The sequence below is a fragment of the Nostoc sp. genome (genome assembly GCF_036917535.1).
GTDB lineage: Bacteria > Cyanobacteriota > Cyanobacteriia > Cyanobacteriales > Nostocaceae > Nostoc.
Genome location: NZ_JBALDA010000062.1, coordinates 12,801 through 28,967 on the forward strand (window position 1 = coordinate 12,801; position 16,167 = coordinate 28,967).

At 40.6% G+C, this 16,167-nt stretch carries 17 protein-coding genes; 9 read left to right on the forward strand and 8 right to left on the reverse strand.

Annotated elements, in window-relative coordinates:
* The first annotated feature begins 153 nt into the window (after positions 1 to 153).
* Positions 154 to 1,413, forward strand: coding sequence for a phosphotransferase family protein (locus tag V7K56_RS20155; RefSeq protein ID WP_334912903.1), 1,260 nt, complete (start codon positions 154 to 156; stop codon positions 1,411 to 1,413).
* A 103-nt stretch (positions 1,414 to 1,516) separates the two neighbouring features.
* Positions 1,517 to 2,605 (forward strand): T3SS effector HopA1 family protein, encoded by a 1,089-nt coding sequence (locus V7K56_RS20160; protein WP_334912905.1) that lies wholly within the window; start codon positions 1,517 to 1,519, stop codon positions 2,603 to 2,605.
* A 185-nt stretch (positions 2,606 to 2,790) separates the two neighbouring features.
* Here the strand turns inward: V7K56_RS20160 and xth are convergent, their stop codons facing one another.
* Positions 2,791 to 3,573 (reverse strand): exodeoxyribonuclease III, encoded by a 783-nt coding sequence (gene xth, locus V7K56_RS20165; protein WP_334912907.1) that lies wholly within the window; start codon positions 3,571 to 3,573, stop codon positions 2,791 to 2,793.
* Positions 3,574 to 4,031: 458 nt separating this feature from the next.
* Here xth and V7K56_RS20170 point away from each other — a divergent pair, with 458 nt between their 5' ends.
* From V7K56_RS20170 to V7K56_RS20180, 3 genes are all read left to right on the forward strand, one after another.
* A complete protein-coding gene (locus V7K56_RS20170) occupies positions 4,032 to 5,102 on the forward strand; it encodes a glycosyltransferase family 4 protein (RefSeq protein ID WP_334912909.1) in 1,071 nt (356 codons plus the stop codon).
* A 54-nt stretch (positions 5,103 to 5,156) separates the two neighbouring features.
* A complete protein-coding gene (locus V7K56_RS20175; RefSeq protein ID WP_334912911.1) occupies positions 5,157 to 5,342 on the forward strand; it encodes a hypothetical protein in 186 nt (61 codons plus the stop codon).
* 107 nt (positions 5,343 to 5,449) lie between these two features.
* Positions 5,450 to 6,472 (forward strand): zinc-dependent alcohol dehydrogenase, encoded by a 1,023-nt coding sequence (locus tag V7K56_RS20180; protein ID WP_334912913.1) that lies wholly within the window; start codon positions 5,450 to 5,452, stop codon positions 6,470 to 6,472.
* Between the two features lie 116 nt (positions 6,473 to 6,588).
* Here V7K56_RS20180 and V7K56_RS20185 read toward each other — a convergent pair whose 3' ends face one another.
* Entirely contained in the window at positions 6,589 to 6,912 is a 324-nt protein-coding gene (locus V7K56_RS20185) for a pentapeptide repeat-containing protein (RefSeq protein WP_334912915.1), read from the reverse strand.
* Positions 6,913 to 7,185: 273 nt separating this feature from the next.
* Here V7K56_RS20185 and V7K56_RS20190 point away from each other — a divergent pair, with 273 nt between their 5' ends.
* Positions 7,186 to 7,950: an ABC transporter ATP-binding protein gene (locus tag V7K56_RS20190; protein ID WP_334912917.1), complete on the forward strand. Its 765-nt coding sequence runs from the start codon at positions 7,186 to 7,188 to the stop codon at positions 7,948 to 7,950.
* A gap of 65 nt (positions 7,951 to 8,015) precedes the next feature.
* Here the strand turns inward: V7K56_RS20190 and V7K56_RS20195 are convergent, their stop codons facing one another.
* Positions 8,016 to 8,546, reverse strand: coding sequence for an orange carotenoid protein N-terminal domain-containing protein (locus V7K56_RS20195; protein ID WP_334912919.1), 531 nt, complete (start codon positions 8,544 to 8,546; stop codon positions 8,016 to 8,018).
* Positions 8,547 to 8,769: 223 nt separating this feature from the next.
* Here V7K56_RS20195 and V7K56_RS20200 point away from each other — a divergent pair, with 223 nt between their 5' ends.
* Positions 8,770 to 9,153 carry a hypothetical protein gene (locus V7K56_RS20200; protein ID WP_334912921.1) on the forward strand — a complete coding sequence of 128 codons (384 nt, stop codon included), beginning with the start codon at positions 8,770 to 8,772 and terminating at the stop codon, positions 9,151 to 9,153.
* Between the two features lie 134 nt (positions 9,154 to 9,287).
* On the opposite strand, the gene V7K56_RS20205 is transcribed toward V7K56_RS20200, so the two are convergent.
* Together V7K56_RS20205 and queG are read right to left on the reverse strand one after the other, a co-directional pair.
* Positions 9,288 to 9,923 (reverse strand): HAD-IA family hydrolase, encoded by a 636-nt coding sequence (locus V7K56_RS20205; RefSeq protein WP_334912923.1) that lies wholly within the window; start codon positions 9,921 to 9,923, stop codon positions 9,288 to 9,290.
* Positions 9,898 to 10,872 (reverse strand): tRNA epoxyqueuosine(34) reductase QueG, encoded by a 975-nt coding sequence (gene queG, locus V7K56_RS20210; RefSeq protein ID WP_334912925.1) that lies wholly within the window; start codon positions 10,870 to 10,872, stop codon positions 9,898 to 9,900. Before queG ends, V7K56_RS20205 begins: the two co-directional genes overlap by 26 nt.
* 236 nt (positions 10,873 to 11,108) lie before the next feature.
* Here queG and V7K56_RS20215 point away from each other — a divergent pair, with 236 nt between their 5' ends.
* Positions 11,109 to 11,537 carry a ketosteroid isomerase family protein gene (locus V7K56_RS20215; protein ID WP_334912927.1) on the forward strand — a complete coding sequence of 143 codons (429 nt, stop codon included), beginning with the start codon at positions 11,109 to 11,111 and terminating at the stop codon, positions 11,535 to 11,537.
* A 132-nt stretch (positions 11,538 to 11,669) separates the two neighbouring features.
* Here V7K56_RS20215 and V7K56_RS20220 read toward each other — a convergent pair whose 3' ends face one another.
* The 3 genes from V7K56_RS20220 to V7K56_RS20230 all read right to left on the reverse strand — a co-directional run bounded on the left by V7K56_RS20220 (position 11,670) and on the right by V7K56_RS20230 (position 14,656).
* A complete protein-coding gene (locus V7K56_RS20220; RefSeq protein ID WP_334912929.1) occupies positions 11,670 to 12,095 on the reverse strand; it encodes an ATP-binding protein in 426 nt (141 codons plus the stop codon).
* Between the two features lie 3 nt (positions 12,096 to 12,098).
* The gene (locus tag V7K56_RS20225) at positions 12,099 to 13,772 is read right to left on the reverse strand and encodes a SpoIIE family protein phosphatase (protein WP_334912931.1); all 1,674 of its coding nucleotides are present in this window, start codon (positions 13,770 to 13,772) and stop codon (positions 12,099 to 12,101) included.
* A 164-nt stretch (positions 13,773 to 13,936) separates the two neighbouring features.
* Positions 13,937 to 14,656: a response regulator transcription factor gene (locus V7K56_RS20230; RefSeq protein ID WP_334912933.1), complete on the reverse strand. Its 720-nt coding sequence runs from the start codon at positions 14,654 to 14,656 to the stop codon at positions 13,937 to 13,939.
* 715 nt (positions 14,657 to 15,371) lie between these two features.
* Between V7K56_RS20230 and V7K56_RS20235 the strand changes: the two genes are divergently transcribed.
* Entirely contained in the window at positions 15,372 to 16,133 is a 762-nt protein-coding gene (locus V7K56_RS20235; protein ID WP_334912936.1) for a WecB/TagA/CpsF family glycosyltransferase, read from the forward strand.
* Positions 16,134 to 16,167: the final 34 nt, after the last annotated feature.

Sequence of the window (16,167 nt, forward strand, 5' to 3'; positions counted from 1 at the left end):
TTCTCCCAAATATGGGATATTAGTAGATTGTAGAAATCTTTATTGTTATTCACATCTCTTTTCTTGCATTAGTTCCTATCTACTGAAAACTCTTAAGATCAAGCAAATTTGACACGATAAGTTTAAGTAATTTAATGAAGTAGGAAATAATACATGGTATTATCACTGTCTTCTCATAACGTTATCCAGTATCTGCAAGACGCGGGTATATGTAGCTCAGAAGATGGCCCATCAGACAAATCTGAGTTGCCAAAAAGTAGTCAGAACAATTTCAATTTACTAGTGACTTTAGCAGATAACCGCCAACTGCTCCTAAAACAAGAACGTAAGGTTAACAACAATGACGGTGCGCCTCATGAATTGTTTCAGGAGTGGCTGTTTCACCAGTTGCTACAACAGTTTCCAGTTCTAGGTAATACTTCAGCAATGCCTACGGCGGTAAACCACGCGCCATTGGTAGTGCATTTTGACGAAGAAAATTCGATTCTCGTCCGTAGCTACTTGAGTGAATATTTAGAACTTGCGACATTCTACCACAATAATGAGATTTTTCCACAAGAAATTGCCTCTGCCATCGGCACAACTTTGGCGGGACTGCATCGCGCTACCTACAACCGCCGAGAATATCGGGATTTTATGGCAACTGCTCCCCAAGGAGAGTTTCGCTATGGGTTTTACAATCCAGCTCAAGGGGTAGGGTCAATTGGGCCGGAGATTTTTGGGACTGTTCCCACAGATGCACTGAAATTCTATGTTCTCTATCAACAATACGAGAGTTTGTCATCTGCGATCGCAGATTTGGCATATAGCTGGAATCCTTGCTGCTTAACTCATAACGACCTGAAATTGAACAATATTTTGGTTCATTCCAGATGGCAACAACTAGACAATTGTCTTGTACGACTAATTGACTGGGAAGCTTGTTCTTGGGGAGACCCAGCCTTTGATTTAGGAACTTTACTGGCAAGCTATTTAGGAATTTGGCTTAAGAGTCTGGTTGTAGACCCCACCATTGAGCTAGAAGAATCTCTACATTTGGCATTAACACCGTTAGAGATTTTACAACCTTCAATTATTGCCTTAATTAGGGCTTATATAAATGCTTTCCCGATGATTTTGGAATACTGCAATGACTTTATTTCGCGGGCTATCCAGTTTGCGGGGCTGGCACTAATTCATCAAATTCAAGATATGATTACGTGCCAAAAACACTTTAATAATGCTGAAATCTGTATGCTGCAAGTAGCTAAAAGTTTACTTGTAATGCCAGAACAAGCTGTACTGAGCATCTTTGGAATATCAGAGACAGAAATCATGAATTCTATGGCAAAGATTCATAAATTTCCTCAGCCTGTAAAGGAACAGCAGTTACTTCGGATTTATTACGAAAAAACTCAGCTACGTGGTTGTTAATACCAAAAATTAAAACCGCGCTACTGCACAATTCACACAGAATTAAATTCTAAATTCTGACTTCTGAATTCTATTTTTTAAAATTTGATTTTTGAATGGATTAATGCTAAATTCCTCTATCAATCAATCACTAAATTCTCTATTTGATATTGCTCAGAATATCCAGATTGAGTCCAATTTTTGTATTTACCATCCTAATTATCAACCCTTCACTCTGCCGACTAAAATAGCCGATAGATTTCAGCAAAATTCCGTAGATTTACAACAGAAGTATCTTACTCTCCTACTACGAAATTTTCTCTATGGAATCTATTACAATGGCTCCCTGCAAAGTATTTTAGCAGTCAATACTGATAATATTAATCGCCCGCAAAAGCATAATTTAGCAGATAATTCTATTTTGGAGATTGACTGGGACTTTTACGAACAACTGCACGCCAGTAATCACGGCATAGGTTACTTTGACCCTCGATGGCAGGTGTTACGCAAAGAACCTGATGGGACTATCGCGGTGACTAAAGGCAGTTTAACACTTTATGTTGAGCCAGATTGCCATCTACAATCCAGTAAGAAATCTACCAAAGTGGGTGATATGGTAGCAATCTGGATGCCTAAAAATCGACTGCAAAACAGCTGTTACCTAGCAGTTAGCAATGTCGGACAAGAACGGCAGAGTAACCCAGACGCCGATTTAGGAGCAGGGCGAATCTACTTTAACTTTACGGCATCTGGTGCGATCGCTCTCATGGAAAGCTTGACGCTGCAACTAAATGCAGCCTCGATTCCCTTTAGCTTTCAGGTTCTCCACAACCCTTGTGCATATGGACGCTATGATTCGGGGCTACTTTACTTTGAACTCCCTGACTATCCAGCAATCCGCGCAATCCTTCAGACTGTTTATATCAAAAATCAATTTCATTTCCAGCCCGAAATTCCTTTGTTTACCAAATTTTTAGCCCCAGGGTTAGGTTTAGCCGAAGAACCAACCCAAAAATTTGCAGCACAAGAAAGTTTTGGGATGAACCGTTGCCAAATTGTCGCTAATGCTTTACTGGAAGCTTGGCAAAAAGGTAAAAATGCAATGGAGGAACGGATGAGGACGATTGACCAACACTTTGCGCGGCATCTAATAGATTTGCAGCGTCCTTATCTTAATCCTAGTTCTGAGGATATATATAAGCCGTTAAATTGATTATTTGGGGATTGGGCATAGGGCATGGGATATGGGGTATGAAGATAAGGGATAAAAGAGTATAGAGAAGTTGCAGCAAGTTTTTCCCAATGCCCAATGACGCCAGTTGTTTTAAGTTGGTAAAGCCACCCAACGCATTGGGGAGCCAATGCCCCATGCCCAATGCCCAATGCCCCAATCCTTATTCAAAATTCCACAATAACTGGCACATGGTCACTAGGTTGAGTTAACTTTCTGGGTGCAATATCAATGCTGCAACTTGTCGCACGCTCATACAGAATGGGCGTGAGATAGTGATAGTCAATTCGCCAACCTAAGTTACGACGGAAAGCGGCGGAACGATAATCCCACCAGCTATAATTTCCACCTTCTGTGGTGAATTTGCGAAAAGCATCAGCAAATCCCAATTTCAAAATATCCCGTAAGGCTTGGCGCTCTGTTTCTGTTGCCATAATGTGATTTTCTGTACTCACTTGCTCGTGAATATCCTTATCTTCTAAGGCAATGTTGAAGTCGCCGCAAACACAAATTGCAGATTCTGACAACACCAGCAATCGCAAATACTCGTGTAGCGCTGTTAACCAACGCAGTTTGTATTCATATTTCTCAGTTCCTACAGCTGCGCCATTAGGAATATATAAGTTTACAATCCGAACACCATCAATTACACCTGTAATCACGCGCTTTTGCTCGTCCCATTCGTGATGTAAATCTGGTAAAATCGCCCTCAGCCCGCTACTGACATTGAGGAGTTGCTGGCGGCTAATCAAGGCTACACCGTTATAAGATTTTTGTCCTGATATATAAAGGTTATAGCCTAACTGCTCAAAAGGCGATCGCGGAAATTCAGCATCCACAACTTTGGTTTCTTGCAAGCAGAGAACATCAACGGGATTTAGGGTTAGCCAATCGATAACCTGTTCAAGGCGAGTGCGAATTGAGTTGACGTTCCAAGTGGCGATTTTCATTAGTTAATTATCAGGATTTTTGTAAATTACTAATTACAAATTATGTAATTATTGTACAATTACTTAATATTTATAATTTCTGTTATATTTCCCAATTACCTTTAAATGAAGCTTTAATGACTTGATCCCATTAAACATTTTAGTGGTTTCAGCTACAAAGTATTCAATTTTGTAAGTTCTGCTACAAAACATTCTACCTCTTTATGATCCCCAAGACAGATGCAACAACTAATAGATTAGCTATAGGTTATAAGTGTAGCTCAGAGTAGACTTTTGCCGATCGTCCGTTAAATTTGTCGGTAGAAAATTTCCGGTACGGTTAATCGTTATTGCGCTTTTATTAGCCTGTTAGGTTAATTTAAATGTCAAAAGAGTAAGTACAAATGCTCTTTACTCATAAAATAATGATGTCACTCATTATATTGAGGACAATTTCATAGACTGAACCAGAAAAATTTATGAAAATCGCTCAAGTTGCCCCCTTATGGGAAAGGGTTCCACCTCCTAGTTATGGAGGAATCGAACTGGTAGTGAGTCGCTTGACTGATGAACTTGTTCGTCGCGGTCATGAGGTAACTTTATTTGCCTCTGGCGATTCTCAAACTTTGGCTCATTTAGAAGCAGTTTATCCACGTGCATTGCGCTTAGACCCAAACGTGAAAGAGTATGCAGTGTATGAAATGTTAGAACTAAGCCAAGTTTACCAACATGCTGCCCAATTTGATATTATCCATTCTCATGTAGGAATGTCGGCATTACCTTTAGCGAGTTTGATAACAGTAACTTCTACAGTCCATACCCTGCACAATAATTTTACAACTGACAACCGTCACGCATATAGCTACTACCAAAAGCAACCATACATCAGCATTAGTAACTCGCAGCGTCAAATCGATCTTAATTATGTTGGCACTGTTTATAACGGAATTGAGCTAGCAGATTATCCATTTGTAGCCCAACCGTTAGAACCTCCATACTTAGCATTTTTAGGTCGTTTTTCGCCAGATAAAGGCCCGCAACATGCGATCGCCATTGCTAAACAGAGTGGTTGGCGCTTGAAGATGGCAGGAAAGGTTGATGCAGTATACTCTGAGTTTTTTGAACAAGAGATTGTCCCCCACATAGATGGTCAGCAAATTGAATATCTCGGTGAAATTAACCACACTGAAAAAACTGAACTTTTGGGCAATGCTGCCATAACTCTTTTCCCCATTAGCTGGCAAGAACCTTTTGGGTTAGTAATGATTGAATCAATGGCAACTGGTACGCCAGTGATTGCCATAAATTTAGGTTCTGTACCTGAAGTTATTGCCCACGGTGAAACAGGTTTTATCTGCAATAGCCATGCAGAAATAGCAGCAATGATTCCATTAGCTTTGGAACTCAATCGTCAAACCTGTAGAAAACACGTAGAAAACAACTTTAGTGTTAGCCAAATGGTTAACGGATATGAAGCTATTTACAGACAAATTATTAAAGACCGCATAGAATCGAATGGCCGCATTCATGCAGCTAACATTCAGTTTTAATCAACTGCTTTTTTAATCAGCTTAAAACAACAATTTTTTAAGGAGAATATTGGTATGAGTACGAGAGCTAACACCTGCCCATGCTGCGCTGGTTCCCTTCTGCGTCATGCCCGTCATGGTGAACTATATTGGTTTTGCCTGTCGTGCCGACAAGAAGTACCGCTATTAACTACAACTCGCCTGCCTAATGTGGAAACCCGAAACACCGGAGTGGTTCCTCAGCCAGCGGTGAATAGTTAGTTTTTCAATATATAAAATCTACTAAAAATCAATACTGATTTAGTTTAGACCTATCAATAAGCCCCGACTGGTAAAATCGGATTGAGCTAATTGATAGGTTTAAAGTTTTGTTAGCAGCGTTACTTTATAGTCAAGAAGATTTACGCCTAGAGCAAGTTCCTGACCCTACTCCAGCGGCTGGGGAAGTCGCGATCAAAGTAGGGGCAGCAACAACTTGTGGTACAGATTTGAAAGTCTGGCGGCGTGGTGGTCATGCCAGGATGCTAATACCACCAACGCTGTTTGGTCACGAAGCGGCTGGGCGAATTGTTGCTGTGGGTGCAGGGGTGACAAATTGGCAAGTAGGCGATCGCGTTGTTGCTAATAATTCTGCCCCATGCATAAAATGTTTTTTTTGTCAACGCCAAGAATATTCCCTATGTCCAAATTTGACATGGAATAATGGGACTTTTGCCCAATACCTAAAAATTCCTGCACCGATCGTTGAGCATAATTTGTTGCAGATTCCCGATGAATTGCCGTGGGAATTGGCAGCGATGACAGAACCTTTAGCTTGTGTGTTACATGGTGTAGCGCGTTCAAATATTAAGTCTCAAGATAAAGTAGTTGTCTTAGGAGATGGAGCGATCGGGTTGATGTTTGTGGCGGCGTTGAGCGAGAAAGCTAAGGTTTTACTGTGGGGAGGTAATAACCATAGACTAGAAATTGGTCAGAAATTGGGTGCAACCCAAACTTTTAATTATCATCAAATTCCAGAAATTCCCAGTGTAGTGAAAGAACTTACCCAAGGATGGGGTGCAGATGTAGTAATTGAAGCCACTGGTGTCCCAAGTGTTTGGGAAACTGCGATCGCCTGTGCTCGTCCTGGTGCAACAGTCAACTTATTCGGTGGATGTCCACGAGATACCAGCATTACCGTCAGTACTGAACAGGTACACTATAACGAACTTACGATCAAAGGCGTGTTTCATAATACACCAGAGTATGTGCGCTCGGCCCTTGCACTCATAGCTAGTCGCAAAATTCCCTTTGAATTACTTATTAGCGAACAACGACCATTAAAAGATTTAGAACAGGTATTTTCTGAGATGAAGGCGCGTAAAGTAATTAAGGTAGCAATGATTCCTTAATTAATTTTTTACGGCGTATAGCAGATGATTTGGGTCTAGCCAAACAATGTAAAAAATCTCGTCAAGAAAGAATCCATGAACCCTACCATGTTCATTTGAGGAGATGAAAAACAGAATTAAAGGGCTCTATACATTCCAGCTCTTCGCAAATCAGCTTGGTCGAAAATAGCCCCTACAGCATCACATTCAAAGGAAACCCCTTGCAAATTACTTCTGTCCAATCTGGCTCCAGTAAGATTGGCTCCGGTGAAATCGGCTTGGCTCAGATTGGCATCAGTCAACTTGATAGCAATCAAATTAGCAAAACTCAAGTCAGCATTGGACAGGTTGATTCCTCTCAAATTAGCATTAACCAATACAATTTTCCTCAGACTGACTCCAGCAAAATCTCTCTCCCCAGCAGCATATCGCTGCAACAACTCCTCAGCAGTTATACTCATCTATATACCTCCGCATTAACAATACCTTCGCCAATTTACGAGGGTGAGTTGATGACGCTTTCACTATTAACTTGCTGTTCTGTGAGGTTTGGCAAAAACAATAAGTTCCAAAAATTCCTTTAAGGTTGACCACAAGGTTTTTTAACGTATTGAGCACAGTATAAGGGTTTGAGATGACAAACTACCTTTTAGGCGAAACGCTTATGTATAGGTAATTTTGCCAGTGCAAGCCAAAATTTTTCTAGGCTCTTATTTTGGCAAAGGTATTGCTTTATGGCAAACACTATTTCAATTACCGATTCTCTACTTCCTAATCCCGTTCCTAAATCAACAATTATTCGTTTGGAGAATATCTTTAAAATATATGGCAGTGGCGAAACTGAAGTTAAAGCACTTAACGATGTGAATTTGACTATCCACGAGGGCGAATATTGTTCAATTATGGGGCCGTCTGGTTCAGGTAAATCCACCGCTATGAACATTATCGGCTGTCTAGACCGACCCACAGGCGGACATTATTACTTAGATAATATTGATGTGGCGCAAATGGATGATAAATCCTTGGCACACATCCGTAACAAAAAGCTGGGTTTTGTCTTCCAACAATTTCATTTATTACCCCAACTCACAGCATTAGAAAATGTGATGTTACCAATGGTCTATGCTAATGTGAATCCGAAAGAAAGAAGCGATCGCGCAACAGTTGCCTTGACGCGAGTAGGTTTAGCAAATCGCCTCAACAACAAACCAACTCAACTATCTGGTGGACAACAACAAAGAGTGGCGATCGCACGCGCAATCGTCAATCGTCCCGTAGTACTTCTCGCCGATGAACCCACAGGTGCACTTGATTCGCGCACAACCCAAGAAGTTTTAGATATTTTTGGCGAACTCAATGCCAGTGGAATCACAGTTGTGGTGGTGACACATGAACCAGAAGTCGCTCGTCAAACTCATCGCATCGTTTGGTTCCGTGATGGTCAAGTAGTACACTCCAACCTCACTCCAGCCGACTTGAGTCAGTTAGCTGTCTCATAGGTTATTAAAGTCCGCCTGTGCGGACTTTAATTTGTGTAGGAGCGACTTTTAGTCACCAAAGCTGATTACAAACTTGAGGTTTTCCCTGTTTCTGCTTGCGTTGCGATCGGCTTAATATCGGTGTAACCTACTTCACCAGCTATTGTCCGAAACACTGACATTTGCTCCTCAAAATCAAGTCCTTCAATTTCGGAAAGCAGATCGTTAATTGCCTTACTTGGCTGGTAGCTAGCTGGCATTCCAACCACTGTATCTCCCATAGCTACTGCCCAAGCATACCAAACTAACAGTTGATTATTTTCTTTTATCGCCCCATAAGCATGAGAATATTCTGTGTCTTTGCGGTTAACAATATCCCGCATAATTTCTAGTTGCTCCTCATTGGATAATTTAAAATAATCTCCTAGCAGAAGTGGTGCTAACTCTGGTTCGGCCGCAGCGGGAGCAGCTGGTGTGATCGAATCACCCATTTTTTTATAAGCAAAATAGAACCAGGCTAATTTAGCATCGGTATCTAAGGCGTTAAACGCATCCACCAATTTTTGAGTTTCATTACTCTGAGCTTGAGAAATATTTTTGTCGTAACTTGCAGTCATTATTTTTGTCTCCAAAATTATTTAATAGGCCAAACTAATTGCTACCAGAGTTTGACAATTAGATTCTACTATCGATAGAAGGAGTTAAATTTATTGGAAATTCCAGCTTTAATCTACCTTTTAATAGAGGTAAAAGTCTCTCTATAGGAAGCAATAAAGTAGCGAATTGCTTTGCTATGATTGTTTAAGATAAGCAATAAAAAATTTACCTAAGGTTTTAATTATGGCTGAAAAAGAAGTAAAGCCCAATTTAAATGAAGCCGAAGATTCCAGTCAGGATGCACAGTTAGCTGCCGAAAGCATAGCTAGTGGTGAGGAAAAAGTGCCAACGGTGGATTATGATTCTGATTATGCAGCTGCACAAAAATTCAGCGTGAGTGAAGTTGATCGCACAGGTAAAGGTGCAACAGCAGCCGAAACTGCCACTGCACCTAATCAGAAAACCTCTCAGCCACAACAGACAAAAACTCAAACTCAGTCAACTGGCAATCCTAATGATTTTATAGAGTCAGCAAAAGAAGTTAGTAATTCTCAGACTGAAGTTGTAACTGATGTCAGTGATGATTTAGTAGAAGAAGCTTTGGAAAAGGGAGAACGGCAAAATTAGTTTCCCCAGATATCTTACTATTTTGTATAATGGGTAATGTCACAAAATAAGATAATTGAAATTATCGACATTGGTAGACATTGCCCACTCTACTGTTTTGATAGATTGTCAATAGACTTTTGACTATTTATTAATTAACGACTATTCATCAATTCTAGTAGTTCGCTAGGTTGCTGAATTAAGTAATCTGGATTTTGCTTGGCTAGTACTTCCGGTGAGTTAAAGCCCCAAGTGACTGCAATCACTTGGATATTTGCTTTTTTTGATGCTTCTATATCTCTAGTTTCATCTCCAACATAAATAACTTCTTGAGGTTTGAGCTGCTTTTGCCTCAAGACATTATTTATAATAGTTGTTTTGCCAAAAATTGTAATTCCTGAGTAGATAAAATCAAATAGGTGATTTAAATCATTGATTGTCAGGAATTGTGTAACATTTTCTTTGGAATTAGAGGTGATAATACCCAGTTTATATCCTTGATTTTGGAGTTCTGCTAATGCTTCCTTAATTCCCGGAATTGGCTTTAATTCTGGGATTTTGTTTTTTAATTCCCCTTTAACTTTTTTAACCAGAAAAGGTATCTTAAATAAAGAAACTCCTGAGTACTTAATGATTTCTCTAGATGTTAAGTTCTTAAGGAAGGCTAATTGTTCTGGGCTTATTTGTCTATAACCAAAGTCTCCAGCTAAACGATTAGCAATACTTACAAGGGCATCTACTGTATCAGCAATTGTGCCATCAAAATCAAAAATAATTACTTTCTGGATCATTCTTATGCCTGAATGCGTCAAGATTAGCTAGGGCATTGCGTCGTAACATTTCTGGCTTAATCCGCCGCAAGGCAGATGCTGGAAAACGTTTATCCCACTCTTGATCTGAGATTTGGGCTAATTCTAACAGGTGGGGAGCAATATTCCCAGGATAAGGCTGAAACTCTGCAATATCAGTTGTTTGAGCAAAACGTTGATTCCAAGGACAAACATCTTGGCAAATATCACAACCAGCAACCCAACCTTGCAAATGAGGTGTGATCGCCTCTGGCAATTCCTTTTCACGATTTTCAATTGTATGATAAGCAATGCAACGATTAGCATCGACAACAAAAGGCTGAGTAATTGCACCTGTGGGACAAGCCTGAAGACAACGAGTACAGCTACCACAGTGTTCTGTGTGTGGGCGATCGCTTTCTAATTCTAAATTGGTCAACACTTCTCCCAAAAATACCCAAGAGCCATATTCCCGTGTAATCACATTACCATTCTTGGCAATCCAACCAATTCCGGCAAGTTGAGCCAACACTTTATCTGGCACCGGGCCAGTGTCTGCATAATAAAGAGCTAATACGCTTGCATCAAGTGATTTTAGCCATATAGATAGCTGCTTGAGTTTTTTATGCATCACCTTGTGATAATCCCTTCCCCAACCATAACGGGAAATTTTGGCGTATTCCTCACTTTCAGGACGTTGATGTGGTGTGTAGTAATTCAGGGCCACACACACTAGCGATCGCACCTCTGGCATCACTAAGCGGATATCCTGACGCTTTGGATTAGCCATCCATTTCATATCAGCGTGATAACCTAGTTCAATCCATGCTTGCAACCTCTGCGCTTCTGTGGGATTTACCCGATCTACAGCAGTAATTCCAACTTTGTGAAAGCCTAACTCGCTGGCTTTTTCTTTCACCAGACTGCTGCTCGTTACGGAATACTGATTCATTTTTTATCTGGATTTTGCCTAAATAAAGGCGTTTTAATTATACATTATCTAGCTAATATCTTTAATTAAGATTTGTTACTTAACTTATATATAGCCTGTATTAAGTTGCTTAGTATCTCAAAACTTCTATCGTCAGGAAGATTTATTAATATGTAGCAATCTATCTCAACAGCAGCTTTTTTTTTACCTCTTTTTGTATTGAAATTATATTCAGATAGCATAATATAGGTAATTTTATGACCTCTGCTGAATTTATATCGCCAGCGCAGTTTGAAGAATTCCAGATTGAGGGAATTACAGAAGCAAGCGTACTGAATTATTTTGAAACCTTAAATGCAGGAGATTTTGAGGCAACTGCTGCCTTATTTGCGATAGATGGTGTGATGCGTCCGCCATTTGAATCTGATATTGTGGGGACAGATGCGATCGCAGCCTACTTAAAACAAGAAGGTCAAAACATCAAAGCTTACCCAAACACAGGAATAGCCGAGACTTTAGAAAATGGTGATATCCAAGTCCAGGTAACAGGCAAAGCACAGACTTCGTGGTGTAGTGTCAATGTCTTGTGGCTATTTATTCTCAACCAACAACGGCAAATTCTATATACTAGAATCAAACTTTTAGCTTCCCCCAAAGAGTTACTTTCTTTACGTCGTGAAAAGTAAGTAGTAAATAACTACAAAGGGCAAAGTTCCAAACCTTTGTTATGTCTGGCTTTCTTAATTTTGAATTTTGTTAGCGCAGCGTTAGCGAGTCCGCGAGCGTCATTTTGAATTTTGAATTGGTATAACTTTTATCTATTGGACTAATTCGGGTAAAGTAGCTTCTAACTTCAGACAGTTGGCACCATTAACCTGCAACTTGTAATCTACTTTATCCATGAGACGATTCATAATCAGCCAACCATAACCACCTTCTTGCTTTTCCATCGGATTTGGAGCGTAGTAGTTAGACATATCAAAGCCTTCGCCGTAGTCCCAAATTTCTAGGGCAAAATCCCGGTCTTTCACTTCTAAACGCAGTAAGATTGGTAAATTTGGTTGCTCCTTGTGAGCATGACGGACTGCATTAGAGTAGGCTTCCACTAAAGCCAGTCTCAAACGACTTGATTGTCGCGACCAATCCACAGATTCTCCTAGCTGAATTTTCAAACATCCCAACAACCAGTTTTCAACAATATTCAGAAAATTCAAGTCGCTTGGTACATGAAGCTCACTTTTCATGACTTACAAAATCTCCAGTGAAAGTATAGTTTGATCGTCTTCTTGAACGTGATTATCTGCCTGGATGCGAGCTAGTAAATGGTTAAGAGAAAGTGGTTGTTGCTCTTGTTGTAAGAGTTGACAAAGACCATCTTGATTCAGCATCGAACGGTTCACTGACTCAACCCCAGCCTCAATTTTTCCTGTTGAATCATGATTATTTGATACCATTGCTTCTGTAATTCCATCGCTAGCGAGTAACAATGTGTCTCCAGCAGCTAGAACCAAGCGACCAGACTGTGCCTGCCACTTGGGCAAAATCCCTAAAGGAACGCTACGAACTTTCAAGTAATTGGGATTTTCAGCTAAAGTTGAGCAACGCGACCATAATATTGGATAAATATGACCGGCATTAGTGTAAACCAGTTCCTTAGTGCTAGGGGTATAACAAGCTAACACAAGAGTGACAAAATAATTGTTGCTAATTAAATCTTCACTGAGAGCGTGGTTGAGGTTCTGCATGACCACATTCGGCTCTGCTGGTGTCTCTTGAGATAATTCTCGGCGCAAAACGGAAATAATACTAGCCATAAATAAAGCTGCTGGGACGCCCTTGCCAGAAACATCACCCACTGCCAACCACAAGTCGCCTTTGGGATGGACAAAAACTTCAAAAAAATCGCCTCCGACTTCTCGCGCCGGATAGCAGCAAGCTTGTACCTTCACACCTTTGATGTCAGGTAAACTTTGGCGTAGCAGGTTGTATTGAATTTGGCGAGCCACCTCTAACTCAGTGTGAATCTGCTGTTGCTTTTCTTGGAGGCGTTGGTAGAGTTTTGCTTGGGAGAGGGCTAAGGCTGCTTGTTCAGCAACACCTGCAATTAGTTGGATGTCTTCGTCTTCCCAAGGGCGATCGCGTCCCCATTGGTGGAGAGTTAGCACAGCCAATAGATGCTGATGGTAGCTAAGTGGCACAACTAGGTGATGACCAGGATTACCGTTATATATATCTTGAGCAAGTTGATAATGACGGGTTTCCAGCACCTTTTCTATTAAATCACTGGAGTCGAAAAAGCAATCTAATACATCAGATTTCGGATCGCGGTAGAAAAACTCGTCTTGTGTGAGGCGATCGCCCTCTACTGGTTTGAGCAAGCAACTGGTAGCTTCAAATGTTTCTCCAATAGTTGCGACAATTTTTTGCAGCATACTACCGTAGTCTAAAGATTCCCGAATTGCTGTTGTTACCGCATTAAACAAAGATTCTCGCCGTAGGGCCCGACGTAACTCTTGGGTGCGCTTCTTAACTAGGCGATATGTATCAGTAGCTTGCTCAACTAAGCTTCTCAGCCGTTCTGGATTCCAGGGTTTGGTAATGTACTTGAATACCTGACCGGAGTTAATCGCATCTACCAAATCTTCGACATCAGTAAAACCAGTTAACAAAATCCGAATTGTGTCTGGAAAGCGTTCTACAGTGCGACTAAAAAATTCAGTCCCATTCATTTCTGGCATTCTTTGGTCAGAAATAATTACCGCCATTTCGCCAAATTGATCTAAGATTTCCAGAGCACCAAAGGCATGATTGGCTTTATATACTTGAAAATCTCGCCTAAAAGTGCGGTAGAGTAAATCTAGGTTATCTGGCTCATCATCTACCACCATGAGCTTGAGTTTGTCCGTCCCGATCTCAGCCATATTTGACTTTTGTTTTCACATATTTGAATGGCGAGATAGTATGATGTTTATCCCACCTAATAAACAAGAGAAAATCAGAGAAGCCATTCACTTTGAAAATATAACTTTCTCAAAGTTGTGAGTTTCCCTTGATTATCCTCAATTGAGCCACACCAAAATTAAATTTATCCAACTAACCCAGAACGCAAGGCGCGGACTGCTGCTTGAGTACGGTCATCGGCACATAGCTTATTCAAAATATTGCGAACGTGAGTTTTAACAGTGCCAACTGTGATGTAAAGTCTTTCCGCAATTACTGCATTACTACAACCTTCGACAATCAACTGTAACACTTCCAATTCCCTTTCTGTCAGGGTGTAAGGTTGAATTTCTTCCAAATTCTCAAAAGAATCTGGGTCAGGAGCAATAATCTTGGAATCGACCAAAGCCGATTCTAACTTTTGGGGATTTTGTTGCGCTTGTTGTAATACAATCCGAGCGATCGCTGGATCGATCCAGGCGTTGCCATTGTAAGTTACTCGCACCGCTTCCAGCAAATTATCGAATTTGATATCTTTCATACAGTAAGAGTCTGCACCAGCAGCAAAAGCTGCCAACACCGCTTCTTTATTATCCCGCAGCGTCAAAATTAATACTTTTGTAAGTAGCTGCTGTGCAATAGTAGTAGATTTTACCTCCCGTGTTAATTCAATGCCATCCTTATCTGGTAAACCAATATCTATAATGGCAATATCTGGTTGTAGCATTTTTAACATTTTTAGCCCCTCAACAGCATTAGCAGCTTCACCTACAACTTCAATTTCATTTTTTTGCTGTAGTGCTGTACGAATACCCACACGAGTTAGATCATGATCTTCAATCAGAGCGATACGAATTTTACTCATAGCCAACTTCAGCCCGTTACACTATAACCATAAAGTCGAGTTTTGTGACATACTCCCACACTAACTGCAAGCAGTATAGTGGAGGCTTCTATTCCCGGAACCAGAGTTGCGATTTGAGCGTTTTATACTGAGTGAATATTACACTTTAACAATCAAAGTTGACTGGTTCAGCCCAAGCACAAGCGCCCAAAATTAATAGACAGAGGAGTGAAATTAATTAACCCTCTTTTGTCACTTTGGGAGAATCTAATCGCTCAAACGGTTACGGAGCTTTAATTTCTACTTTTTATCTATAAATTTTAGTTTCTGTTAGAAAGTAAAGCCTCAAACCCCGATTAAATCCAAGTCTCAGAATTTGGCTGAGATTATTGTTTTCCGAGAGTAACAAAAGAGGGTTAAGTAGAACGGTGTGAAAAAACAAAACTATGTCAAGAAAAATTAAATAGACTAAAACCCTCTTACCTCCTGCCTCCTGCCTCATCCCAACGATAAATATTCACACCAATTTACTTATGTATCATCTAAAACACTTATATATACCTAGCAGCACTACGTATATCCATTCTTGTTCACTCTTATGTCTATTTAGTTTAATTATGCTTTCTCTCGTTGCAGGGCAAAGGGGAATTTCTTTTGCCTAAGTTCTAATATAAAAAAATTTGATAAACTTAACATTCATGCAAAATATGGTGTGAGTATTACTTAAGAATAGGCTATGTCTAAAGGCAATCAAGCATTTTCAGTGTTGGGAATACCAGTTCATGTGATGGCTGACTATCCAGGCTGGTTGTTAGAATGCCTGCACACAGGCAGAGGAACTCATGTCGTAACGCTCAATGCAGAAATGACTATGCAGGCAGAGCGAAATCAATTATTAGCTCAAGTGATTAAAAATGCTGAACTCGTGATTCCAGATGGAGCTGGGGTTGTTCTGTATTTACGATGGCTGTTATGGCAAAAAGTGCAGCGTTTTCCAGGAATTGAATTAGCAGAAAAACTTTTGCAAGCCCTTGCGCAACAAAAGACAAAGACAAAGACAAAGATATTTTTCTATGGAGGAGCGCCAGGAGTAGCTGCAAATGCAGCAGATTTTTGGCAGCAGCAAATTCCAGATTTAAGTATAGTCGGCACTCATTCAGGCTACCATTCCCTAGAAGAAGAAGCACAATTACGACAAACTCTGGCTCAATTGCAGCCACAAGTGATTTTTGTCGGTTTAGGAGTGCCGCGTCAAGAGTTATGGATTGCCGAAAACCGCCATTTGTGTCCCCAAGCAATTTGGATTGGCGTTGGTGGCAGTTTTGATATTTGGTCAGGAACTAAAACTCGCGCTCCCGCCTGGTTAGGAAATAATAATTTGGAATGGTTGTATCGCCTTTATCAAGAACCTTGGCGCTGGCGGCGGATGTTGGCTTTGCCAGCGTTTGCTGTGAAAGCGTTTGTTTATCGCTTGACAGCAAGGGGTGCAATTAGTTAAAAGTGCTGAGTGCCGTTAGCGGTAGCGGGGCGTT

What these genes read in the sequence shown, in the direction of transcription:
- V7K56_RS20195 (WP_334912919.1), bottom strand. Translation starts at nt 8,546, where the DNA reads ATGACTGCAAGTTACGACAAAAATATTTCTCAAGCTCAGAGTAATGAA.
- V7K56_RS20220 (WP_334912929.1), bottom strand. Translation starts at nt 12,095, where the DNA reads ATGAAAAGTGAGCTTCATGTACCAAGCGACTTGAATTTTCTGAATATT.
- V7K56_RS20175 (WP_334912911.1), top strand. Translation starts at nt 5,157, where the DNA reads ATGAGTACGAGAGCTAACACCTGCCCATGCTGCGCTGGTTCCCTTCTG.
- V7K56_RS20225 (WP_334912931.1), bottom strand. Translation starts at nt 13,772, where the DNA reads ATGGCTGAGATCGGGACGGACAAACTCAAGCTCATGGTGGTAGATGAT.
- V7K56_RS20230 (WP_334912933.1), bottom strand. Translation starts at nt 14,656, where the DNA reads ATGAGTAAAATTCGTATCGCTCTGATTGAAGATCATGATCTAACTCGT.
- V7K56_RS20190 (WP_334912917.1), top strand. Translation starts at nt 7,186, where the DNA reads ATGGCAAACACTATTTCAATTACCGATTCTCTACTTCCTAATCCCGTT.
- V7K56_RS20155 (WP_334912903.1), top strand. Translation starts at nt 154, where the DNA reads ATGGTATTATCACTGTCTTCTCATAACGTTATCCAGTATCTGCAAGAC.
- V7K56_RS20170 (WP_334912909.1), top strand. Translation starts at nt 4,032, where the DNA reads ATGAAAATCGCTCAAGTTGCCCCCTTATGGGAAAGGGTTCCACCTCCT.
- V7K56_RS20185 (WP_334912915.1), bottom strand. Translation starts at nt 6,912, where the DNA reads ATGAGTATAACTGCTGAGGAGTTGTTGCAGCGATATGCTGCTGGGGAG.
- V7K56_RS20205 (WP_334912923.1), bottom strand. Translation starts at nt 9,923, where the DNA reads ATGATCCAGAAAGTAATTATTTTTGATTTTGATGGCACAATTGCTGAT.
- V7K56_RS20215 (WP_334912927.1), top strand. Translation starts at nt 11,109, where the DNA reads ATGACCTCTGCTGAATTTATATCGCCAGCGCAGTTTGAAGAATTCCAG.
- V7K56_RS20160 (WP_334912905.1), top strand. Translation starts at nt 1,517, where the DNA reads ATGCTAAATTCCTCTATCAATCAATCACTAAATTCTCTATTTGATATT.
- V7K56_RS20200 (WP_334912921.1), top strand. Translation starts at nt 8,770, where the DNA reads ATGGCTGAAAAAGAAGTAAAGCCCAATTTAAATGAAGCCGAAGATTCC.
- V7K56_RS20235 (WP_334912936.1), top strand. Translation starts at nt 15,372, where the DNA reads ATGTCTAAAGGCAATCAAGCATTTTCAGTGTTGGGAATACCAGTTCAT.
- xth (WP_334912907.1), bottom strand. Translation starts at nt 3,573, where the DNA reads ATGAAAATCGCCACTTGGAACGTCAACTCAATTCGCACTCGCCTTGAA.
- queG (WP_334912925.1), bottom strand. Translation starts at nt 10,872, where the DNA reads ATGAATCAGTATTCCGTAACGAGCAGCAGTCTGGTGAAAGAAAAAGCC.